The organism is Streptomyces sp. XM4193, from assembly GCF_023072595.1.
In the GTDB taxonomy this organism is placed as follows: domain Bacteria; phylum Actinomycetota; class Actinomycetes; order Streptomycetales; family Streptomycetaceae; genus Streptomyces.
Genome location: NZ_JALLGK010000001.1, coordinates 1,006,451 through 1,030,199 on the forward strand (window position 1 = coordinate 1,006,451; position 23,749 = coordinate 1,030,199).

A 23,749-nucleotide genomic window follows, 5' to 3' on the forward strand; every position below is an offset into this window, starting at 1 on the left:
GCCCGGCCCGCCGGTCAGAAGTCCGTGTCGATGACCTCGGCCAGTTCCCGAGGTGTCGGGTAGGCGAAGACCAGCGAGACGGGGACCTCGATGTTCCGCTCGTCCTGGAAGCGGCCGGTGATCTGGAACGCCGTCAGGGAGTCGCCGCCCGCCTCGTAGAAGTCGGCGTCCGCGTCGAGGTCGGATGCGCCCAGCACCTCCCGGAAGATCTCGACCAGCAGCTCCTCGGTGCCGGTTGCCTCCGCTGCGGCGGTGGCGGTCGGGCTGGTGACGGTGGTGGTGTCCGCGCTCATGGCGTGTGCTCCTGTGGGTGCTGGTGTGGGTGGAGTGGGTTGTTGTGGTGCCCGTGGGGGCGGTCGGTGGCTTGGTGCGCGGCGTACCGCGGGGTGCCGACGGCGGAGGTGCGGGCGTCGGTACGGCGGTCCGGGCCGGCGGGCGGTCCGGTGTCGCGGCCGGTGTCGCGCTCGGTGCGGGGGTGGCGGAGGGCTGCGAGGCGTTCGGGGGTGTTGCCGCCGGAGACGACGGCCACCGCCTGTTCGCGGCGGCCCGCGCGCAGCGCCCCGGCCAGGGCGACCGCCCCGCTGGGTTCCGCATGCACGCCGAGCCGGCGCAGCTGTTCGGCGGCGGCCACGATCGCCTCCTCGTCGACGAGGATCAGCTCGTCGACGTGGTCCCGGACGATCGGGTACGTGACGGTGCCCGGGCTCTGGCCGCGCAGACCGTCCGCGACGGTGGTGGAGGGCGGTAGCCGCACGGGCCGGCCGGCGGCCAGCGAGCGGGCGTAGCGGGGGGTGAGGGCCGGTTCGACACCGACCACCCGGACCGGGTGGCCGATCGCGGCGAGACAGGTTCCCGCGAGAAGTCCGCCGCCGCCCGTCGGAACGTAGAGCGCCTCCGTCTCCGGTGCCTCGGCGAGCACTTCCGCGCCGACGGTCCCCCCTCCGGCGACCACGAGAGGGTGGTCGGAGGAGGGGATCAACACGGCGCCGCTCTCCTGCGCCAGGGCAAGGGCACGCGCCTCGCGCTCCTCGACGCCGCCCTCCGTCAGCACCGTCTCGGCACCGAGTGCGTGGAGTGCGGCCACCTTGGCGGGCGAGGCGGCGGCGGTCAGCACGACGACGAGCGGGACGCGCAGCCGCCGGGCGATCCGGGCGAGGGCGATGCCGTGGTTGCCCGAGGAGCCGGTGACGATGCGCCGGGCGCCGAGCGCGAGAACGGCGTTGGCCGCGCCGCGGGTCTTGAACGAGCCGCCGAGCTGGAGGTGTTCGGCCTTCAGCAGCAGCCGCGGGCCGCCCGCCGCCCCCGGCTCGGGGCCGGGCAGCAGCGGCGTCGGGAGGGTGTACGGCGCGATCCGGTCGGCCGCCGTCACCACGTCGAGCGGCGTCGGGGCGGTCGGCGTGGCGGTCGGCGGGCCGGTGGACGGGCCGGTGGACGGGCCGGTGGACGGACGGGTGCCGCTGGACGTGGCGGGCGGCGGGAGCGGGGGCGGCTGGGTGGCCGCGACGGCGGCGTTCACGGGCGGCCTCCGCCGGTGGGCGCACCGGCTCCGCCGGCCAGTGCGCGCCGGTCCGCCTTGCCTCCGCGGGTGGTGGGCAGGACGTCCATCCGCAGGAAGCGGCGGGGCATCAGATGCGGAGGCAGCAGCCGGAGGAGATGGCCGCGGAGCGCGGAGTCCGGGACGTCGTCCAGCTCGCCCGCCAGGTGCGCGACCAGGTGGACCCGGCCCTGCTCGTCGTGGTGGGCGGTGACGACGGCGCCGCTGATCAGGGGATGCGCGAGGAGCGCGCCCTCGATCTCGGCGGGATCGACCCGGTAGCCGCGGATCTTCACCTGCCGGTCGGTGCGGCCGAGGTACTCCAGCCGGCCGTCCGGGTCCAGGCGGCCGAAGTCGCCGGTGCGGTAGAGGCGGGCGCCGGGTGGTCCGCAGGGGTCGGGCACGAAGCACTCGGCGGTCCTGGCGGGCCGGTCGCGGTAGCCGCGGGCCAGCCCGGTGCCGCCGATGCACACCTCGCCGACCTCGCCCGGGGCGACCGGGAGCAGCCGGTCGTCCAGCAGCCGGATCAGTGTTCCGGCCCGCGCCGTGCCGACGATGTCGGGGCCGCTCTCCGCGGCGGACCCGCTCTCCGCGGCGGGGCCCGCGCCTGCGGCGGTGTCGGACGCGGCTGGGCCGGACGCGGCGGTGTCGGAGGTTCCGGAGGGGACGGCGAACCGGGTGGTGGTCATGGTGCACTCGGTGGGCCCGTACTGGTTGATCAGCCGTCCGTGGACGAGCCGGCGTCCGCCCGCCGCGAGGAACGGCCGCAGCGATTCGCCGCTGGAGGCCACCAGGGCGACCCCGGCCAACGGGTCTGCCGGCGCCGGCTGTCCCGCGAGGTGGGAGAGGAAGGACGGTGTCACGCTCAGCAGGGCGGTGATCCGGTGAGTGCGCAGGGTGCGGACGAACGCCTCGGGGCGCAGCAGTTGGGAGCGTTCGGCCAGCACCAGCCGTCCGCCTGCCAGCAGCGGGACGAGGGTGTCCCGGATCGAGGCGTCGTAGCCGAGCGGTGCCATCGCCAACGCCACGGTGTCGGGGCCGAGTTCGAAGGCGCGGGCGGTGTCGTGGAGGTACTCGTTCAGGCTGCGGTGCTCGATGAGGACGGTGCTGGGCTCGCCGGTGCTGCCGGAGGTGTGGCTGACGTACGCGAGCGCACGCGGGTGCACGGGCCCCTCGGCCTCCGCCGGGCCGGTACCGGGCCGGTCCCCGGTCCCGTACCGGCCGCTGTCCGCGGAGCGCGGCGGGAGCCGGTCGAGCAGCAGTGCGGGCAGGTCGAGGTCCAGCCGCGGCGCGACGTCGGAGGTGGTCAGGAGCACGGTGGCGCCCGCGGTCCGGGTGAACGCGGCGAGCCGCTCGGGCGGTTGGCCGATGTCGACGGTGAGGAACGCGGCGCCGGCGTGGTTGACGGCAGCCATCGCGGTCACCGCGTGGGCGCCCGGGTCGACGGCGACGGCGCAGACCGTCTCCGGCCCGACGCCCTCGGCCCGCAGGTACCGGGCGAGTTCTTCGATGTCCGCGGCGAGGCGGCCGTACTCGACGTCGCCGTCCGGGGTGGTGAGCGCGATCCTCCGGGGCTCCCGGGCGGCGTGGGCGATGATCCCGGCGGCGACGGTGCGCGGCGCGGTGGCCATCACTCCTCCTCCGCGGCCGTGCGGGCGCCGGCGGGGGGAGCACCGGGCGTACCGGGAGCACCGGGAGCGCCGGGCGCGCCCGGGGTCGTCTGGTCCACGGCGACGAAGCGCAGCTCCGAGGTGTAGCGGTGCCCTTGGTCGTCGGTCAGCCAGGCCTGCTCGGGGGTGGGCAGCATCTCGCTGACCTTGAGGCGGGCGTCGGGGTCCTTGCGGGCCAGGCGGCGGATCGCCTTGGCGAGGATGGTGAGGTAGACCGGGCTGTCGAAGTCCACGTAGAACGGCCGCGGTTCGGTCGGGGAGACGACGAAGACGAAACGCGGGAGCCCGTTGGCGCGCTGCCAGTGCCGGGCCCGCACGAAGCGCGCGGCCTCGGTCTTCGCCTCGGCGAAGTCCGCCTCGCCGACGGGGAGTTGCCAGGTCTCGCGGGCCACCGTCAGCCGGTCGATCACGATGCGCGGGGTGTGGTTCCCCTCCGGGCGGACGGTGAAGCGGTCCATCGCGCGCTGGGTCAGGGTGTTGGCGTACGCGTCGAGCACGTCGTGCGCGGTGCCGTCCGGCAGGACCGCCGTCAGCCGGCCGTCCCGGTCCTCGACGATCACGTCGCCGCTGCGCACGGTCAGGGTGCTGAAGGGGTCGACGGTCTGGTCGACCATGGCGACGTGGCGGTCCTCGGGCCGGGCCAGCGAGGGCTGGCTGCGGGTGGACCACTTCAGCGGCAGCTCCTTGGGCAGCGTGGGCAGCAGCCGCGGGCCGGGGAAGTCACGGGTGGTCTCGGCGATCAGCGAGTCCCGGTCCGGGTGCTGGTGCACGAAGAGGGAGGCGGCCATGGTGTTGAGCGCGCAGTGCATCTCGCCGAGGATCAGCTCCACCTCGCCCTCGGCCAGGGCCTGTTCGTCCTCGGCCAGCACCAGCAGATCGGGGCTGAAGTAGCGGGCCAGCGACCAGCCGTCGCCCGGCTCCTCGAACTCCTGCCGCACCCGCTGCGCGATCTCCTCGGTGGTGCGCCGCACCAGCCGGGGCTGCTCCGCGCCGGTGGGAAGGTCCAGCACCCGGGCCCACTTGGCGCGCAGCTCGGCCTGGGCGGCGTCGAGCAGGGCGTCGGCGTCCGGATGGGGCGAGGGGAGGGTGCGCAGCCAGAGGTCGCCCAGCGAGACGGCGTTGCCGCCGGCGCTCAGCTCGCGGTGTGCGGCGTGCAGTCGGGTCCGGATGCCCTCGGCGAAGCGGTTGGTCAGCCAGCGGGCGGAGGTCAGGCACATCCGCAGCGGCTCCAGCTGCTCCAGCAGCCCGGTGCCGGTGGTCGCGGTGGCCGCACGGCGGGCGTCGAGGTAGACCAACCCCCGGCAGGGGGCGGTGCGTTCGCCCTTGGCGCGCTGGGCCTCGCTGTCGGTGAGCCTCGCGAAGTCGCCCTCCAGCGCGGTGATCGCCGCGGTGAGCGCCGTCGCGTCGTCGCCGGCCGCCGCCACCTCGTCCCGGCCCTTCTCGAGCTCGGCGAGCGGGGCCAGCGCCCGCTCCCGAACCGCCCGGTCCGGTATCCGCTCCAGGATCTCGCGCAGCGCGGCGTCGGGGTGCGGGGAGGCGGGCACTTCCAGCCGCCGGTACAGCCAGCGACGGGAGACGAGCACCTCGACGACCGTCGACGCCTCGTCGGGGGTGACGGACAGCTGCGCGGCGATCTCGTCGACCCGGCGCGTACCGTCGCACAGCCGCAGCACGGCCAGCTCGACGGCGGTGGCGGGCTTGGCCGGACGGCCGGGCACCCGGGCCGTTCCGCCGCCCGCGGGGTCCGCGGGGTCGGTCTCGCAGCGCAGGAAGGCGACCCGGCGCGGCGGTATCCAGCGCATCAGCTCGGGGTCCTCGGCGAGCACCTTGGCCAGCGCGTCGATCGCCCAGCCGGAGAAGTACACCCGGGACTCGGCCAGGAAGCCCGTACCCGGCTCGATGGCCACCACGCGCTCGGTGTCGAGGTCCCAGCGGCCCCAGCCGACGGGGCCGAAGAAGCCGATGGTGTCGTTCTTGACGCAGAAGCGCTGCCAGTAGTGGGCGACGAGTTCCTCGCGCTGTCGCGGCATGCTGCTGCGTTTGTCGGTGTCCGGGTCCCAGCGCAGGAACGGGGCGATACCGGTGCGCAGCACCGCCGGGTTCTGCCAGGCCAGGGCGGCCTGGAAGCGCGGCTGCGCGGCGACCTCCTGGAGGTGGTGGGCGGTCCGCACGGCGGCGGCGTCCAACTGCTCGGTGAAGGCCGTCCAGTCGGGGCCGGCGAGCGGGTCCCGGGGACCGAACTTGTCGGCGGCCTCGGCCAGTCCGGGAGGTGCGAGGCGCAGTACGCCCTCGGCGGGGAAGCCCGGGCCGCGCAGCGCGAACTGCTCCCAGAGCCGCCAGCCTCCGCCCGATAGTGCGACAGGTGCGTGCTCGTCCGGCATCGCCTGGCTCCTTCCGATGGTGTTCCCCAGCTCGAACTGCGGGGTTGGTCCCGAGCGCCGCCGCACCCCGAGGGCTGCGACCGCACAAGGAAGGTCCCGCGCTCCGGGGCCGCCCACCAGAGAAGATTCGGCAGCAACACATGCCGTCCCGCGCAGCGCGTTCGTCCCTGCCCGGGGGCGCGGGCGGCTGGGCACCCTGGAGCGGTCGGGTCCGGGCCTGGGCCCGTACCGGTCCGCGGCGGGTCCGCGGCCGGTTTCCGAATGCGGGAGGTTCACCGTGACGCAAGACAACTCCGCGACGGGCACCGGCGACGGCCCGGCCCGTCCCGATGCCGAAGACGTCTACCTCGTCGTGCGCAACGACGAGGAGCAGTACTCGATCTGGAGGGCGGACCAGGAGGCGCCCGCGGGCTGGCACCCGGAGGGCTTCCGGGGCGCGCGGCAGGAGTGCCTGGACCACATCGGCAGAGTCTGGACGGACATGCGTCCGCTCAGCCTCCGCCGACGGCTCGCCGGAGCGGACGCCTGACACCGTACGGAACACGGAACGGCCCGCACCGCACCGCAGGCCGGCTGCCGCTGTGCGCGGGTTCGGGCGTGCGGGTTCGGGCGTGTGCGGGTTCGGGCGTGCGCGGGTTCGGGGCGCACCGGCGACTCGGACTCGCGGCGACGACCGCGTCCGCGGTGACCGTACGGGCGACTGCCGCACGGGCGATGGCCGCGACGGCGGAGCGGGTGGTTCCGGAGCCCGGGGACGGGGAACGAGGAGCACGGACCGCGCGGTGACACCGCGCGCGAACAGACCGGCGGGCGCCGGGGAGGCGTACTCGGCCTCTCCGGCGCGCCGTTCGCCCGCGCCCGGGAGCACGCACCGGGCGCGCGCCCGCGCCGGGCGGGCACCGACACACCGCAGCGCCGACCGGCGCGTGACAAGTATGGGATCGAGACTGTGAGCGCAGCGGAGCCGACCGTCCTGGCGACCTCCGGGGGCCATCGCGCCGACGCCCGGTCGCGGGTGCTGTTCGACGCCTTGGTGTACCACGCGGTCGAGTTGGCCGGGGTGAGCGGCAGACGGCCCAGGATCCTCTACCTCGGCACTGCCATCGGGGACGCCGAGCACGTCACCTCGCGCATGCACGAAGCCGCCCGGGTGGCGGGCTTCGACCTCACCCCGCTCTACCTCTTCCCGATGCCCAACGTCGAGGACCTGGAAGAGGCCGTGCTGAGCCACGACGTCGTCTGGGTGATGGGCGGCTCGGTGATCAATCTGCTGGCGGTCTGGCGCGCCCACGGCCTGGACGCGGTGCTGCACCGCGCGTGGTTGGCGGGGGTGGTGATGGCCGGGGTGAGCGCCGGTTCCATCTGCTGGTTCCGGGGCGGCACGACCGACTCCTTCGGCCCCCAGCTGCGGCCCGTCACCAACGGCCTGGCCATGCTGCCGTACGGCAACGGCGTGCACTACGACTCCGACGCCGGCCGCCGCCCGCTCATCCACCGACTGGTCGCCGACGGCACCCTCCCCACCACGCACTGCACCGACGACGGCGTGGGCCTCGTCTACCGGGGCACCCGGCTGGTCGAGGCGGTCACCGAGGTCGCGGGCAAGGGCGCCTACGTGGTGACCCGGGAGAACGGCCGAGCCGTCGAGGACCGGTTGGAGCCGCGCCTGCTGTGCCGCCCCGCCTGAACGTCCTGTCCGCTGCGCGGCCCCGCCCGGACGTCTCGTCCGCTGCGCGAGGCCGCGACTGCCGTACGCGTACGTCCTGTCTGCCGTACGTCCCGTCTGGCGTACGTCCGGCCTGCCGGAGGGGCTGCTCTGCCGAACGCGCCCGGTCGGACCGTCCCGCACCGTGGAACGCACGGAGTCCCGAACGCACCGCGGTCCGGGGCCGGTTGCTCCCGCGTCCCGCCCGTCGCACGCAAACGCCGCTCGCCCCGGGGCCCTGTGGCACGTGCTGAACGGGCGTCCCGGGCGTCCCGGGTTGGGCGGGCTCGACGGGCGTCGACACGCTTCCCGCGGCGGCCGGCCGTATCGCCGAGGTCCAAGTACAGGCCGTCGCGGCCGAGTTGGACGTTCCAGCCGGGGCCGAGCCACGCCGTGGCTCTCCGTCCGGGCCTTCGGAACAGTGGGACGCAGCCGAGCATGAGGCTCCGCGGCCTGCTGCGGTGAAAGGGCGCCGCGACGCGCGGAACCCGGGTACGCCCCTTCGCGCTCCTTGCCCGCCGCGCGGCACTGACGGCCCGCCCGTTGCGCTGCTTCGGCTTCCACTCATCGGTCCACGGCGCCCGAGGCCCGCACCGGTGAACTCCCGGGTGAGAGCGCGGAGTTGGTCCCGCTCGGCCGCCCGCCGCCCGCCGCCCGCCGTGCTCCTCCTCGGGCCCGCCCCGCGTTCCCGGCGTCCCCACCGCGCCCGCCCCGGACGTCCCGTCCGGTGTCACGGGTGGCCCCCGCTTCCCTGCGTCGAGCCGCTCGACGCGCCCGCCGCCTGCCCCCGCCCGCCACCCGCCGCCTGCCGTTGCGCGCGCCCGCCGCCCGCCGTACGGCCCGGGGCAGGGACGGTTCGGCAGTGCAGTCTGCTCGTGGCACTGCGTCTTCTTCCCTATGGGCCCTCCGGCTGTGGCGGCACTCTGCTGGAAACACGGCTTGGAGGCGCAAGTGACAACAGGGCCGGCCCACGCAGGGGCTTCGCGGGACAGTGAGAGCGGCGGTACCCACCACGCATCGTTCACCCAGCGTCGGCTGTGGTTCCTGGACCAGCTGAGTGGTGACTCCTCCGGCGGCATGCTGCCGCTGGTGCTGCGGATCGAGGGAGATCTCGACACGGAGCGTCTGGCGCGTTCGCTGGAGGGGGTCGTCGCCCGGCACGAGGTGTTGCGGACCCGGTTCGCGTCGGTGGACGGCGAGCCGGTCCCGGTGGTCGATCCGCCGGTGACGGGTCTACTGGAGCGGATCACGGTCGCCGGACCGGAGGAGCTCTACGCGCGCTGCCTGGGACGGCCGTTGGACCTCGCCGTCCAGCACCCCGTGCGCGCCACCCTCGCCCGGGTCACGGACCCGTCCGCTCCGGACCCGTCCGACGCGGGAGCGCCCGGTGCGCCGGCCGGGGAGACCGAGCATCTGCTGCTGGTGGAGATCCACCACATCGCCGTGGACGGCTGGTCCTGGGGGGTGCTGCTCGACGAACTCGCCGCCGACTACCGGGGCGAGGAGGTCGCTCCCGTGGCGACGCAGTACGGCGCCTTCGCCGGCGAGCGCGAAGGTCGCCTCGCCGGGCCCCGCATGGAGCGGATGCTCGACCACTGGCGCACCCAGCTCTCCGGGCTGGCACCGCTGGATCTGCCCACCGACCGTCCCAGGCCCGCTCGTTGGGACGGTTCGGGGGACGTGGTCCGCTTCGTGCTGCCGGCCGAGCTGGTCGAGGCCGTGGACGCCCTGGCCAGGACCCGGCGCGCGACGCGTTACATGCTCATGCTGGCCGCCTACCAGGCGCTGCTCGGCCACTGGTCGGGACGCCGGGACGTGGCCGTGTGCAGCACGATCGCGGACCGCGGCGGGCGCGGTGCGCAGCGGCTGATCGGCCCGCTGGTCAACACGGTGGTGCTGCGCACCGACCTCTCCGGCGGTCCCGGGTTCGGCGATCTGCTGGAGCGGGTGCGCGGGCGCGTCCTGGCGGACCTCTCCCACGCGCAGGCGCCGTTCGACCGGGTCGTGGGCGCGCTGGGCGGTGGCCGCGACCTCTCCCGGCACCCGCTGGCGCAGGCCTCCTTCACGCTGCTCAACAACCCGATCCGCCCGGTGGAGCTGCCCGGTCTGCGCGCGCAGGTGCTCGACCCGCCGCTGACGGAGACCCCGCTCGACCTCTTCCTGGACCTCACGCTGCGCTCCGACGGCAGCGTCATCGCCCTGCTCCAGTACGCCACTTCGCTCTTCGACGCCGAGACCGTACGGGACTTCGGCCGTGGCTACACCGAGCTGCTGCGGGCCGTCACGGCCGACCCCGACACCCCGGTGAACGAGCTGCTGCGCGCGCTGCCGGTCGGTCCGGCCGCGCCCGCCGCCCCGCGTCCGGAGTGGCACCGTGCGCCGGAGCTGCCGGCCGCGCCGGCCCCCGTGCCCGCGTTCGCGGGGCGTCCCGGGGCGACCGCGCTGATCTGCGGCGGGGAACGGATCTCGTACGCCGAGCTGGACGCGATCTCCGGCGGTCTGGCAGCCGCGCTGGTCGCGGCCGGGACCGGTGCCGGGGACCGGGTGGGGGTGCTGCTGCGCCGCGGTCCGCGGTCGGTCGCCGCCATCGACGGAATCTGGCGCGCGGGCGGCGCGTACGTCCCGCTCGACCCCGAACTGCCGCCGGAGCGGCTGGCGTTCATGGCGGCGGAGGCCGGACTCGGCGCGGTCGTCACCGACTCGGCGTCGTGTGCGACGGCGGCGAGGCTGGCGCCGGTGCTCGTCGACTTCGACGCGGTGGCACCGGACCCGGACGGGCCGCGTGCGGTGCCCGATCCGCGGGAGCTGGCGCACGTCATCTTCACCTCGGGCTCCACCGGCCGGCCCAAGGCGGTCGGCGTCGAGCACGGGGCGCTCGCCTCCCATGTCGCCGCGGCCCGGGAGCGTTTCGCGATCACCGAGGACGACCGGGTGCTCGCCTTCTCCTCCTTCTCCTTCGACGCCTCGCTGGACCAGCTGCTGCCCGCGCTGAGCTGTGGTGCCACCGTCGTGCTGCGGCCCGACGAGCCCTGGATGCCCACTCGGGTGCCGGAGGTCGTCGAGGAGCACGCGCTGACGGTGGTCAACCTCCCGCCGACCTACTGGGCCGAGCTGACCCTGGCCCTGGACGGGCCGTCGACCGCCGCGCTCTCCTCCCTGCGGCTGCTGATCCTCGGCGGCGAGGCGGTGCCGGCGGACACGCTGGCCGACTGGCGGACCGCGGTGCCCTGGGCGCGGGTCAGCAACGCCTACGGGCCGACCGAGACCACCGCCACCGCCACCACCCACGAGATCGCGGCGGACGGGGCACCGTCCCCGGCGACGGTGCCGATCGGCCGGGTGCTCGGCGACCGCCGGGTGTACGTGGTGGACGCCGACGGTGCTCCGGTGCCGGTCGGCGTGCCCGGCGAACTCCTCGTCGGAGGAACGGAGTTGGCCCGCGGTTATCTGGGCCGTCCGGGTCTGACCGCCGAACGGTTCGTCCCCGACCCCTTCGGCGCGCCGGGCGGCCGGCTCTACCGCACCGGTGACCTGGTGCGCTGGCGCGCGGACGGGGAGCTGGAGTTCCTGGGCCGCAACGACGACCAGGTGAAGATCCGCGGCTTCCGCGTCGAGCCGGGCGAGGTGGAGCTGACGCTGCGCTCCTGCCCGGAGGTGGCCGCCGCCGTCGTCCGCCCGGACCGTGCCACGGGGCAGACGCTGATCGGCTGGGTCGTCCCCGCGGCCACCGCCGCAACCGACCCCGCCGACCCCACCGCCGTAACCGACCCCACCGCCGCAACCGACCCCGCCGCTCCCGTCGTGGGTCCGGACGCCGCCGCGCTCCGCGCCTGGTGCGCGCGGTTCCTGCCGCAGTACGCGGTGCCGTCCGACTTCGTGCTGCTCCGCGAACTCCCGGTCGGCGTCTCCGGAAAGCTCGACGTCGCCGCGCTGCCCGAGCCCGTACGGGGTCGCACCGCCGATGATCCCGGCCACCTCGCGCCGCGCGACGAGACCGAACGGATCGTCGCCGAGGTGTGGGGCGATGTGCTCGGGGTGGAACGCGTCGGTCTCGACGACAGCTTCTTCGACCTCGGCGGCCACTCCCTGCTGGCCACCATGGCCGTCTCCCGCATCGCCCAACGCCTGGGCAGGGAGATCGAGTTGCGCGTCGTCTTCGAGAACCCCACGGTGCGCGGCTTCGCCCCGAGAGTGGCCGGCGCCCGGGTCCGCGAGGGCGACGGGATCGTGCCGGTGGATCGCACCGGTCCGCTGCCGCTCTCCTTCGCACAGGAGCGGCTGTGGTTCCTGGACCGCACCTCCGACCGCGGCGACAACTATCTGCTCTGGTACTGCTGGCGGGTGCGCGGCGGTCTGCACCGGGAGGCCTGGCAGCAGGCGCTGGACGATCTGGTCGCCCGTCACGAGGTGCTGCGCACCGCGCTGTCGGAGGCCGACGGACGGCCGGTCCAGCGGATCGGCGGACCGGTGCCCGTACCGCTGCGTTGGGAGGCGGCGGCGGAGGAACCGCCGGGCGGCGACCGGTTGGAGACGGTGCGGGAGACGGCCTTCGCGCACGCCACCGGCCCGTTCGACCTGTCCCGGCCGCCGCTGCTGCGCTCGGGGGTGTGGGAGCTGGCCGACGACGACCACGTGGTGGTGCTCTCGCTGCACCACGCCGTCACCGACGGCTGGTCCAGGGGCGTTCTGCTGGACGAGCTGATGGCGCACTACCGGGCCCGGCTGGACGGGCGGGCGGCCGACCTGCCCGAACTGCCCGTCCAGTACGCCGACTTCGCCGTCTGGCAGCGCCGACGCGCGGACAGCGGCGCCCTGGAACCGCAGCTCGCCTACTGGGAGGACCGCCTCAAGGCGGCCCCGGTGCTGGAGCTGCCGACCGACCGACCGCGTCCGCCGGCCTTCTCCGGCCGCGGCGGGGCGGTCGAGGTGGAGCTGCCCACCGCGCTCGTCGACCGGGTGGACGCCTACGCCCGGGTCCACGGCGTGACGCGCTTCATGGTGCTGGTGGCCGCCGCGCAGGCGGTGCTGGCCCGGTGGAGCGGCCAGACCGATGTGGTCGTGGGCACCCCCGTGGCCGCCCGCGACCGGGTCGAACTGGAGCCACTGATCGGCTTCTTCGTCAACACGGTGGTGCTGCGCACCGATCTCTCCGGAGCGCCCGGCTTCGACGCACTGGTGGAGCGGGTGCGCGAGGTGGTGCTGGGCGCCTTCGACCACCAGGAGGTGCCGTTCGAGCGGGTGGTGGAGCGGCTGCGCCCGGAGCGCGACCTGTCCCGCAACCCGCTGTTCCAGGTGATGGTGGACGTCCAGGACGCCAGTACGGGCGGCTCCGGCCTGCCCGGTGTCGACGCCGTGCCCTTCACCCTCCCCTGGGAGAGCGCCAAGTTCGATCTGACGGCGACCTTCCTGGTCCGCTCGGGCCGCTTCGCGCTGGGCGTGGAGTACGCCGCCGACCTCTTCGACCCCGACACGGCCGCACTCTTCGCCCGGCACGTCGGCCGGGTGCTGGAGGGCGCGCTCGCCGACCCGGAGGCACGGGTGGACGGGATACCGCTGCTGACGGCCGCCGAACGCCGTCAACTGGTGGCCGCGGCCGGGCGGGACCTCGCCCCCGCGCCCCCCTTCGTCCCGTCCGGCGAACCGGGCGCACCGGCGGTCCGCTGCGAGGGCGAGACGCTCGACCACTCCGGACTGGACGCCCTCTCGGGCGGTCTCGCCGCCGCGCTCGCCGCGGCCGGCACGGTCCCCGGCGAGGCCGTCGGCGTCTGCCTGGGCCGCGGGGTCCGGTCCGTCGCCGCGATGCTCGCCGTCTGGCGGGCCGGCGGGGTCTATGTGCCGCTGGACGGCCGGCTCCCCGCCGAGCGGCTGCGGTACATGCTGCGCGAGGCTGGCGTCGCACGGGTGCTGGTGGACGCGGGGACCTCGGCCGGCGTGGCCGGGCTGGACGTGCCGACGGTCGCCGTCGAGGCGGTCGGCGCGGACGCGTCCGGCCCCCGCCACACTCCGGCGCCGGAGGACCTGGCGTACGTGATCTTCACCTCCGGCTCCACCGGCCGGCCCAAGGCGGTGGGCGTGGAGCACCACGCGCTGAACGCCCACACCGCCACCATGCGGGCCGAGTTCGGGCTGACGGCCGCGGACCGGGTGCTGACCTTCGCCTCCACCTCCTTCGACGCCTCGCTGGAGCAGATCCTTCCCGCGCTCGCCTGCGGCGCCTGCGTGGTGGTGCGCCCGGACGAGATCTGGTCCCCGGAGGAGCTGGTGGAGCGGGTCGAGGCCGAGGGCGTCACGGTGCTCGAACTGACCCCGTCCTACTGGTCGGAGCTGGTCGCACGGCTCGACGTGCTGGCTCCCCGGCTCGCCTCGCTGCGGCTGCTGGTGACCGGCGGCGAGGCGCTGCCGGCCGCACCGCTGCGGCGCTGGTTCGAACTGCTCCCCGGCGTACCGGTGCTGAACACCTACGGCCCGACCGAGTCGGTCGTCTCCGCCACCGCGCACCGCATCGAGGGCCCGGTGAGCGGCCGGGTGCCGATCGGCCGTGCGCTCGGCGGTCGCCACACCTACGTGGTGGACGCGCGCGGTGCGCTGACCCCGGACGGGGTGCCCGGCGAACTCCTGGTGGGCGGTGCGGAGTTGGCCCGCGGCTACCTCGGACGGCCGGAGCAGACCGCCGAGCGCTTCGTCCCCGACGCCTTCGGGGACAGGCCCGGCGGGCGGCTCTACCGCACCGGCGACATCGTGCGCCGCGCCGCCGCCGGTGAGTTGGAGTTCCTCGGGCGCAACGACGACCAGGTCAAGATCCGCGGCTTCCGGGTCGAGCCCGGCGAGGCCGAGGCCGCGCTGCGCTCCCAGCCCGGGGTGCGGTCCGCCGCGGTGGTGGTGCGCCCGCTGCGCGGCGAGCCCGCCCTCGTCGCGTACGTCGCCGGCGACGGGCTGACCGAGGACGAACTGGCGGCGCGCTGCCGGGCCGAGCTGCCGCACTATCTGGTGCCCGCGGCCTTCGTGCTGCTGGACGCGCTGCCGATGACCGTCCAGGGCAAGCTCGACACCGCCGCTCTGCCCGAACCCGCCGTCACCCGCACGGAGTTCGTGGCGCCCAGGACACCGGCCGAGATCGTGGTCGCACAGATCTGGTGCGAGGTGCTCGACCTGCCGAGGGTCGGCGTCCACGAGGACTTCTTCGCCGTCGGCGGGCACTCGCTGCGCGCCGTCTCGGTGGCCTCCCGGCTGCGCACCGCCTTCGACTGCCCGATCCAGGTCCGCGACGTCTTCGAACACCCCACCGTGGCGCTGCTGGCCGCCGAGGTGGAGCGCGGGCTGCTGGAGCTGATCTCGCAGATGAGCGACGACGAGATCGACCTCTCCCTGACCGTCGACTTCTGACCCCGGCCACCGACTCGGGCTTAGGGCCACCGGCCGCGTGCACGGCGGGCCCGGGCCAACCGGCCGCGTGCACGGCGGCCCCCTCGTCCAACCGCAGGAACGGAGTACCACCATGACCACCCCCGACGTGCGCCCCGCGTCCCCCGAGCCGGGCAAGGGCCTGACCCCCGCGGCGCGGCGCCTCCTGGAGCAGCGGCTGCGCGGCCGGTCGGTCGCCCGGCCGGACGGGCCGGTGCGCAACCGGCCGCGCCCGCAGCGGACCCCGCTGTCGGCGGCGCAGCAGCGCCTGTACTTCCTGGACCGGATGGACCCGGGCGCGGCCACCTATCTGCTGCCCGCGGCCTGGCGGCTGCGCGGTGCGCTGGACGTGCCCGCCCTGCGCACCGCCCTGGTGGAGCTGGTCACCCGGCACGAGCAGCTGCGGACGGTCTTCCCGGAGCACGAGGGGGTGCCGTTCCAGCGGGTGCTCCCCGTCGAGGAGGCCGGCAGCACGGAACTGGACGTGGTGGACCTGAGCGACGTCGGGGCGGCGGACCGCGAGCGCCGGTTGACGGCCGCCGTGCAGGCCGCGGCCGTCCGGCCCTTCGACCTCGCCCGTGAATCCTCCTTCCGCGCCACCCTCGTCCGGCTCGCCGAGGACGATCATGTGCTGGCGCTGGGGATGCACCACATCGTCTCGGACGGCTGGTCGCTGGGGCTGCTGGTGCGCGATCTCACCGAGCTGTACGCCGCCGGCCGGGCCGGGCGCCCGGCCCGGCTGCCCGAACTCCCGGTGGAGTACACGGACTACGCGATCTGGCAGCGCGAGCACGACACCTCGGCCGCGCTGGCCCACTGGAAGGAGCGGCTGGCCGGGCTGACCCCGCTGGCGCTGCCCACCGACCACCCCCGCTCCGAGAAGCCGGACGGCCGCGGCACCGCCCACAGCGTCACGCTCCCGGCCGAACTGACCGATCACCTGGCCGAGTTGGGCCGGACGCGGGGCACCACCCCGTACATGACGGTCCTCGCCGCCTTCCAGGCCGCGCTGGCCTTCCACACCGGCCAGCGCGACATCGCGGTGGGCACCGTGGTGGCCAACCGGGAGCGCGCCGAGACCGAGCAGCTGGTCGGCTTCTTCGTCAACACCCTGGTGATGCGCGGCGACTTCTCCGACGACCCCACCCCCGACACGCTGCTCGGGCGCACCCGCGAACGGGTGCTGGAGGCGTTCTCGCACCAGTCGCTGCCGTTCGAGAAGGTCGTCGACGCCCTCAGCCCGGAGCGCGAGCTGAGCCGCAACCCGCTGACCCAGGTGCTGTACACGCACACCGACGCCGCCGCGGGGGAGTTCGTCCTCGGCGAGGCGCGAGGGACGACCCACCCGATCGACCTCACCACCGCCAAGTTCGACCTCACCCTCGATCTGCGCGACGGCCACGGCCGCACCGAACTGGTCTTCGTCCACCGCACCGGGCTCTTCGAGCCGGCCACCGTCGCGGCGCTCGCCCGGCACACCGTCGCCCTGCTGGAGGCGTTCCGCACCGCGCCGGGGACTCCGCTCAGCGCGGTGGACCCGCTGACCGCGGAGGAACGCGCCCTGCTGCTGGGCCCCGACGGTCCGGCCAGGGCCGAGCAGCCCGCCGGACCCGCATCGCGCACCGCGGCCGAACGGGTGGCCGAGCACGCGGTACGGGCCCCGGAGGCGACCGCCGTCAGCGGTTCCGGCCGCTCGCTGAGCTACGGCGAACTCGACGCCGCCGCCTCGCTTCTGGCGGCCCGGCTGCGTGAGGCGGGGGTGGCCCCCGGCTCGCTGGTCGGGGTCTGCCTCGACCGCACCCCGCGCCTGGCGGTGGCGCTGCTGGCGGTGTGGCGGGCAGGCGCCGCCTATCTGCCGCTCGACCCCTCCCACCCGCGCGCCCGGCGGGAGTTCACCGTCGAAGACTCCGGCATCGAGCTGATCGTCACCGACGCCGCGACCCGGGAGGCCGTCGCCGGACTGCCCGTCCGGCTGATCGAGGCGGACGCCCCGCAGTCCGGACCGGCCGCTGCCGAGCAGCCCCCGACGGACTTCGTCACCGAGGATGTCACCGAGGGCGCCGCCGACTCCGACTCCGACTCCGGCACCGGCTCCGTCGCCGAGGACGTCAGGCCCGCCCCGGCGGACCTCGCCTACGTCATCTACACCTCCGGCTCCACCGGCAGGCCCAAGGGCGTGGAGGTCACCCACGGCAACCTCGCCTGGCTGCTGGGCGCCGCCGACCGGCACTTCGGCTTCGGGCCCGCCGACACCTGGACGCTGACGCACTCTCCCGCCTTCGACTTCTCCGTCTGGGAGCTGTGGGCGCCGCTGGCCACCGGCGGCCGGGTGGTGGTGCTGGACGCCGAGGAGGTGCGCGATCCGGCCACCGTGCTGCGGGTGCTGCGCGAGGAGCGGGTCACCGTGCTCAACCAGACCCCCGCCGCCTTCAAGGGGCTGCGCGGACAGCTGGACCAGGCCGGCGCGTCCTTCGCCGAACTCGCCCTGCGCACCGTGGTCTTCGGCGGTGACGCGTTCGACGTGCGGGACTACCGCGACTGGTTCACCGCGCCCGGCGCCAAGCCCGAGCTGGTCAACATGTACGGCATCACCGAGACCACGGTCCACGTCACCCTGCGCACCGTCACCGAGGAGGACGTCAGCGCCGCCGCCGTGCGCTCCCCGATCGGCCGCCCGCTGTCGGGAGCCCACGGCTATGTGCTCGACCCCTGGGGCCGGCTGGTGCCGCCCGGCTGCACCGGCGAGCTGTACGTCGCCGGCGGCGGTGTGGCCCGCGGCTACCGCAACCGCCCCGAGCTGACCGCCGAGCGCTTCCCGGAGAACCCCTTCGGCCCGCCCGGCAGCCGGATGTACCGCACCGGGGACCTCGTACGGGTGCTGCCCGACGGGCAGTTGGGCTACGTGGGCCGTGCGGACAACCAGGTGAAGATCCGCGGCTACCGCATCGAACCGGGCGAGGTCGAGACGGCGCTGCGCGCCCTGCCCCGGGTCGCCGACGTCGCGGTGGTCGCCCGCCGCGAGGGCGGTACGGCGCGGCTGGTCGCCCACGTCGTCACCCCCGAGGCCCGTCCGCTGGACGCCCCCGCGCTGCGGGAGGGGCTGCGGCTGACGCTGCCGGACTACATGGTCCCGGCGCTCTTCGTCCGCCACGAGCGGCTGCCGCTGACGGTCAACGGCAAGGTGGACCGGGCGGCGCTGACCGCGGTCGCCCCCACCGCCACCACGGGAGCGGGCGCCCATGTGCCGCCCGAGGGGCCGGTGGAGCAGGCGCTGGCCGGCGTCTGGTCCCAGGTGCTCGGTGCCGAACACATCAGCCGCACCGACAACTTCTTCGATCTGGGCGGCGACTCCATCCTGGCGCTGCGCCTGGTGGGGCTGGGCCGGCAGGAGGGGATCGGCTTCTCGGTCGCCGACGTCTTCCGCGCCCGCACCCTCGCGGACCTGGCGGCCTCGTCCACCGAAGCCGTCGACGCCCCGCCGCCGGTCGCCCCGTTCTCCCAGCTCGACCCGGCCGACGCCGACCGGCTCCCGGACGGGCTCAGCGACGCGTACCCGCTGACCATGCTGCAGACCGGCATGCTGCACGAGATGCTCGCCGACCCCGAGCGCAGCGCGTACCACAACGTGACCGATCTCAAGATCACCGTGCCCGAGGGCTTCGACCTCGACGCCTTCCAGGCCGCGGTCGACGCGGTCGTCGCCGGCCACCCCATCCTGCGCACCTCGGTCGACCTGGTCGGATACCGCGAGCCGCTCCAACTGGTGCACCGCAGCGCCCAGTTGCCCGTCGGCTACACCGATCTGCGCGGGCTGCCGAGACCGGAACAGCGCGAGAGCCTGAAGCGGTTCGTGGAGCAGGAGTTCACCGAGCACTTCGAGCTGACGGCGGCCCCGCTGGTCCGCATCCATCTGCACCACCTCACCGACCACGAGCTGCGACTGGTGCTCACCGACTGCCATGTGGTCCTGGACGGCTGGAGCCTGACCTCGCTGATCGCGGACCTGCTCGCGCTGCACCGGGAGGCTGTCGCCCACCGCACGGCGCCCCGGGCGCCCAGCGCCCCGGCCTTCGCGGAGTACGTGGCGCTGGAGCGCGCCGCCTCGCAGAACCGGGAGTCCCTGGACTACTGGCGCGGACGCCTGGCCGAGCTGCGGCCGGTGACCCTCAACCGGCGTGCGGACAGCTCCGGTTGGCTGCGCGAGGGCGAGCAGGTGCCGGTGTACGAGGCGCGGCGCTCCTACGCGCGGCTGGCCGAGGGCATCGGACGGCTGGCCAGGAGCGCCGGGGTGCCCCGGCGGACCGTCCTGCTCGCGGCCTTCCACCACACCATGAGCCTGTTCGCCGAACGCGCCGGGCAGGACGACGGCGCCGTGGGCCACAGCATCGGCCTGGTCACCAACGGCCGCCCGGAGGTCCCCGGTGCCGACCGGATGCGCGGACTCTTCCTGAACACCGTCCCGTTCGGGGTCGCCCGACCGCGCGGCAGCCGACTCGAGTACCTGCGCGAGGTCTTCGCCGCCGAGCAGGAGATGCTGCCGCACCGCAGGGTCCCGCTGGTCACGATCTCCGAGCAGCGGACCGGCGGCGCCGGTCTGACCGACGCGGTCTTCAACTACGTCAACTTCCACCGCCTCACCCACGACACCTGGGACGAGTCGCTGGAGATAGCCCGCACCATGTTCCCGCTGCTCGTCAACGCCGGCGTCAACGAGTTCACCCTGGACGTGGACCCGCGCTGCGTGGCGCCGGCGACCGCCGAACAGCTCGCGGACGTCTACTGCGCCCAACTGGAGGCGCTGGTCGACGAACCCGACGCGCCGGCCTCCCCGCCCGCGCTCACCGGCCACGCCCGGACCACCGCGCTGGAGGTCTGGGGCCGCGGCCCGCGGACACCGTCCTCGCCGCTGCTCTTCCACCAGCACTTCGCCCGGCACGCCGCCGGCACTCCGCACGCGGTCGCCGTCGAGCACCGCGACGCGCGGCTGACGTACGGCGAACTCGACGAGCAGACCGCGCAGTTGGCGCACCGGCTGCGCCGCCTCGGCGTCGGGCCGGAGACCCTGGTGGGCATCTGCGTGGAGCGCGGCTTCGACCTGGTGCGCGCCGCGGTGGGCGTACTGCGTTCGGGTGGGGCGTTCCTGCCGCTGGACCCCAGGCTCCCGGCCGACCGGATGGCCTTCATCGCCGGCGACAGCGGAATGCGGGTGCTGCTCACACAGACGGAGCTCCGGGAGCTGGTCCCCTTCGACGGGCCGGTGATCCGGCTGGACGAGCCGCAGCCCGGGGACCGCGACGAGGAACACGGCCCGTACACCGGGGCGTCGGCGCTCTCCGGCGCGGCGCTCTCAAGTTCGGCGCTCTCCGGCTTGGCGCCGGAAGCCGACGGGCCCGGCCCGGACTCCCTCGCGTACGTCATCTACACCTCCGGCTCCACCGGCACCCCCAAGGGCGTGGCGGTCCAGCACCGCGGGCTGTCCAACATGCTGGAGGGCCAGCGCGATCTGGTGCGGCCCACCGTGCACGAGAGGGTCCTGCAGTTCGCCTCCTTCGGCTTCGACGCCTCCGTACTGGAGCTGACCTGGTCGCTGGCGAACGGCGGGCGGCTGGTCACCGCGACCCCGGAGGACCTGCGTCCCGGCCCCGATCTGGCCAGGGTGCTGCGGGAGCGGCGGATCACCGCCGCCATGCTCCCGCCCAGCGCGCTGGAGGTCCTGGGCGAGGACGACTTCCCCGAACTGCGGGTGCTCCAGGTCGCCGGCGAGGCGTGCCCGGCCGAGCTCGCGGACCGCTGGTCGGCCGGACGCCGCTTCCAGAACGTCTACGGACTGACCGAGACCACGGTCTGGTCGGTGGCGGCCGACCTCGCACCCGGCGGCGGCAAGCCGCCGGTCGGCACCCCCATACGCAACACCCGGATGCATGTGCTGGACGAGGCGTTCCAGCCGGTTCCGGTCGGTGTGCCCGGCGAGATCCACCTCGGCGGGGACTGCGTGGGACGCGGCTACCTGGGCCGGCCCGCGCTGACCGCGGCCACCTATGTGCCCGACCCCTACGGCCCGCCCGGCTCCCGGCTGTGCCGCACCGGTGACCTGGGCACCCACCGTCCGGACGGCTCGGTGGAGTGGCTGGGCCGCCGCGACAGCCAGGTCAAGCTGCGCGGCTTCCGCATCGAGCTCGGGGAGGTCGAGCACGCCCTGCGCCAACTGCCCGCCGTCCAGCAGGCCGTGGTCCTGCACCGCACCGATCTGCCGGGCGAACCCGCCCTCGTCGCCTACCTGGTGCCGGAGGGCCGGGAGCGTCCGGAACCGGAGGAGCTGCGCCGCGAACTGCGGGCCTTCCTGCCCGCGTACATGCTGCCCGCCCGCTTCGTCGTCCTGGACGCGATGCCGGTCAACAGCAGCGGAAAGATCGACAGGAAGGCGCTGCCGCTGCCCTCGGCCGACGGCGGCGACAGCGGGACCGCCCACGTGGCCCCGGCCACCGACACCGAGAAGATCCTGGCCGAAATCTGGCGCGAGGTACTGGGGTTGACCCGGATCGGCGCCGAGGACGACTTCTTCAGGATCGGCGGCAGCTCGCTCTCCACCGTCCGGGTCTCCCTGATGGCCACCGCCCGCGGCCTCGCGGTCTCGGTCGGGGACCTGATCGAGCATCCGACGATCGCCGCCCTCGCCGCGCACATCGACAGCAGGGCCGGCAGCGGGGTGCCCGCGGCCGTCACCTCCGAGGTGCGGCTGCGCGCCGGCACCGGCGAACCGCTGTGGTGCGTGCACCCGACCGGGGGCAGCGCCACCTGGTTCGTCCCGCTCGCCCGCGCGCTGCCCGACGGACAGCCGGTGCACGCCTTCCAGGCCCGCGGCCTGCTCGGCGGCGTCGACCCCGGCACCGTGCCCGGCATCGCGGCCAACTACGTCGCGGAGATCACCGACCGGGCGGCCCGGGAGGGAACCCGGGAGCCGATCGCCCTGCTCGGCTGGTCGATGGGCGCCAACATCGCGCTGGAGATGGCCACCCAGCTGCGGGAGGCCGGACACGAGGTCGCGCCGCTGGTGCTGATCGAGCCCTATCTGCCCAACCCCGCCGCCCGCGCCCGGCTCCTCGGAGTCACCCAGGAGCTGCGGCGGGCCCGTCAACTGCGCGACCGGCTGCGGGAGATGACGGACTCCGCACAGCGCGACCGGGCCACCGACGAACTCACCGCCTCGCTGCTGGGCGCGGGCATGAGCACCGCCGAGGCCGCGCTGGTGGAGGACGCGCCCATCGAGGTCTGGTACTCGCTGCTGGCCGCGCTGGCCGCCTACGAACTGCGCCCCTACCCGGGGCGGATCGAGCTGGTGGTCGGCAGCGAGGCGGCCGGCGCACCACGCGGCCGGCACATGCCCGGACTGGACGTGGACTACGAGACGTACGTGGAGCGCTGGCGAGAGGTCGCCGACGGAGCGCTCGGCCTGCATCTGACCGAGGGCGACCACATGTCGATGATGGCCGAGCCCCGGGTGGCCGGGGTCGCCGCCGTACTCGACCGCCTCACCGCGGCAGACGCCGCCGGGGCCGCGACCAGCACTGCCGCGACCGCCACTGCCGCCACCGCCGCGACCGCCGGCACCGCGACCACCACTGCCGGGACCGCCGCGTCCGGAACGGAGCAGGACCGATGAGCACCCCCGCACCCCCGGCGTCCGCACCCGGCACGGCGTCCGCAGGCAGCGCCGCAAGCGCCGCGACCGCCGGAAGCACGGCGTCCGCCTTCAGCGAGCGCTATCTGCTCTCGCCGGACATGGTCGCCGACCCGTACGGCTACCTCGACCGACTGCGCGACCACGCCCCGGTGTTCTGGAGCCCGGTGCACAACTCCTGGATGGTGACCGGGTACGACCAGGTCATGCGCTGCCTGCGGGAGCGCGCCGTCTCCGCCGACCGCGTCCGGCCGCTGATGGACGCGGTGCCGCAGGGCGCCCGCGACGACGCGGAGCGCGCTTTCGGCATCCTCTCCCGGTGGATGGTCTTCAACGATCCGCCGCAGCACCGCAGACTGCGACAGGTCTTCCAGGAGGCCTTCGCCGCCCGCACGATCAACCGCTACCGGACCTTCACCGAGAAGGCCACGGCCGCGATCCTCGCCCGCAAGGCGGCCCCCGGCCGTGAGGGCGACCTGATGGCCGACGTGGCCAAGCCCCTGCCGGCGCTGGTGTTCGCCCGCTGGCTGGGCATTCCCCGCACCGACACGGCGGCCTTCTGGTACTGGAACGCCCGGGTGGCCGATCTGGTGCTCGGCACCGCCCAGGAGGAGAGCGAGTACCGCGCCTCGCTCCAGGCGTTGGTGAGCCTGGAGGACTACCTCGGGGACCTGGTCGTCAAACGCCGTGCCGAACCGGGCGAGGACCTGATCAGCAAGGTGCTCGGCGAGGGCCGGGTGGGCGACTCCGTCACCGAGCAGGAGTTCGTCGGGATGCTCACCCAGATGGCGTTCGCGGGAGGGGAGACCACCAGCAACCTCATCGCCAACACCGTGCTGGCGCTGGCCCGTCGGCCCGACCAACTGGCCGCCGTCCGCGCGGATCCGGAGCTGGCCCAGGGCGCGGTGGAGGAGACGCTGCGGCTGGACGGCCCGTCGAAGCTCTCGGTCCGCAACGCCGCCCGGGACTTCGAACTCGACGGGCGGACCGTGCGTGCGGGCGACCGGATCTTCCTGGTGACCGCCGCCGCGAACCGGGACCCGGAACGCTTCCCCGATCCGGACCGGTTCGACGTCCGGCGCACCGGTGCGACCCATCTGGGCTTCGGCTTCGGCGCGCACTTCTGCATCGGCGCCGCACTGGCCCGGCTGGTGGCGGTGGCCGCGGTGCGCAGCCTGGTCACCGGCGACTCCGAGCTGGTGGTGAGCGATCCACACGCTGTGGAGTGGCAGCCCTCGCTGCTCAACCGCAGCCTCACGGCGCTGCCCGTCCGCTACTGACCCGGCGGCGCCCCCGCCCGCCCCGGCCGCCGTCCGGGCCGGGGCGGCCCTCCCTCCGGCTCCCGCCGCCCGTCCGGCGTCGTCCTTCCGGCATTCGTCT

9 protein-coding genes are annotated in these 23,749 nt (G+C 74.8%); 5 read left to right on the plus strand and 4 right to left on the minus strand.

What is annotated here, in order from left to right; genetic code table 11:
- Nucleotides 1-14: 14 nt before the first annotated feature.
- From MTQ01_RS04225 to MTQ01_RS04240, 4 genes are read right to left on the minus strand one after another with little or no spacing between them, the layout of a single operon-like run.
- Entirely contained in the window at nucleotides 15-293 is a 279-nt protein-coding gene (locus MTQ01_RS04225; RefSeq protein ID WP_247486906.1) for an acyl carrier protein, read from the minus strand.
- Nucleotides 290-1,516: a threonine/serine dehydratase gene (locus MTQ01_RS04230; RefSeq protein ID WP_247486907.1), complete on the minus strand. Its 1,227-nt coding sequence runs from the start codon at nucleotides 1,514-1,516 to the stop codon at nucleotides 290-292. The genes MTQ01_RS04225 and MTQ01_RS04230 overlap by 4 nt, the downstream gene beginning before the upstream one ends.
- Nucleotides 1,513-3,165 carry an amino acid adenylation domain-containing protein gene (locus tag MTQ01_RS04235; protein WP_247486908.1) on the minus strand — a complete coding sequence of 551 codons (1,653 nt, stop codon included), beginning with the start codon at nucleotides 3,163-3,165 and terminating at the stop codon, nucleotides 1,513-1,515. The genes MTQ01_RS04230 and MTQ01_RS04235 overlap by 4 nt, the downstream gene beginning before the upstream one ends.
- Nucleotides 3,165-5,585 (minus strand): lantibiotic dehydratase, encoded by a 2,421-nt coding sequence (locus MTQ01_RS04240; RefSeq protein ID WP_247486909.1) that lies wholly within the window; start codon nucleotides 5,583-5,585, stop codon nucleotides 3,165-3,167. The genes MTQ01_RS04235 and MTQ01_RS04240 overlap by 1 nt, the downstream gene beginning before the upstream one ends.
- Nucleotides 5,586-5,862: 277 nt before the next feature.
- Here MTQ01_RS04240 and MTQ01_RS04245 point away from each other — a divergent pair, with 277 nt between their 5' ends.
- From MTQ01_RS04245 to MTQ01_RS04265, 5 genes are all read left to right on the plus strand, one after another.
- On the plus strand, nucleotides 5,863-6,114 hold the full coding sequence (locus tag MTQ01_RS04245) for an MbtH family NRPS accessory protein (RefSeq protein WP_247486910.1): 252 nt from the start codon (nucleotides 5,863-5,865) through the stop codon (nucleotides 6,112-6,114).
- A 420-nt stretch (nucleotides 6,115-6,534) separates the two neighbouring features.
- Nucleotides 6,535-7,272 (plus strand): peptidase E, encoded by a 738-nt coding sequence (locus MTQ01_RS04250; protein WP_247486911.1) that lies wholly within the window; start codon nucleotides 6,535-6,537, stop codon nucleotides 7,270-7,272.
- 969 nt (nucleotides 7,273-8,241) lie between these two features.
- Entirely contained in the window at nucleotides 8,242-14,673 is a 6,432-nt protein-coding gene (locus MTQ01_RS04255) for a non-ribosomal peptide synthetase (RefSeq protein WP_247486912.1), read from the plus strand.
- Between the two features lie 112 nt (nucleotides 14,674-14,785).
- The gene (locus tag MTQ01_RS04260) at nucleotides 14,786-22,351 is read left to right on the plus strand and encodes a non-ribosomal peptide synthetase (protein WP_247486913.1); all 7,566 of its coding nucleotides are present in this window, start codon (nucleotides 14,786-14,788) and stop codon (nucleotides 22,349-22,351) included.
- Nucleotides 22,348-23,649, plus strand: a complete 1,302-nt coding sequence (locus MTQ01_RS04265; protein WP_247486914.1) for a cytochrome P450 — start codon at nucleotides 22,348-22,350, stop codon at nucleotides 23,647-23,649. The genes MTQ01_RS04260 and MTQ01_RS04265 overlap by 4 nt, the downstream gene beginning before the upstream one ends.
- Nucleotides 23,650-23,749 lie beyond the last annotated feature (100 nt).

Excerpts from the sequence above, each read along its gene's own strand:
- MTQ01_RS04225 (WP_247486906.1), bottom strand. The coding sequence starts at position 293 with ATGAGCGCGGACACCACCACCGTCACCAGCCCGACCGCCACCGCCGCA.
- MTQ01_RS04235 (WP_247486908.1), bottom strand. The coding sequence starts at position 3,165 with ATGGCCACCGCGCCGCGCACCGTCGCCGCCGGGATCATCGCCCACGCC.
- MTQ01_RS04240 (WP_247486909.1), bottom strand. The coding sequence starts at position 5,585 with ATGCCGGACGAGCACGCACCTGTCGCACTATCGGGCGGAGGCTGGCGG.
- MTQ01_RS04260 (WP_247486913.1), top strand. The coding sequence starts at position 14,786 with ATGACCACCCCCGACGTGCGCCCCGCGTCCCCCGAGCCGGGCAAGGGC.
- MTQ01_RS04265 (WP_247486914.1), top strand. The coding sequence starts at position 22,348 with ATGAGCACCCCCGCACCCCCGGCGTCCGCACCCGGCACGGCGTCCGCA.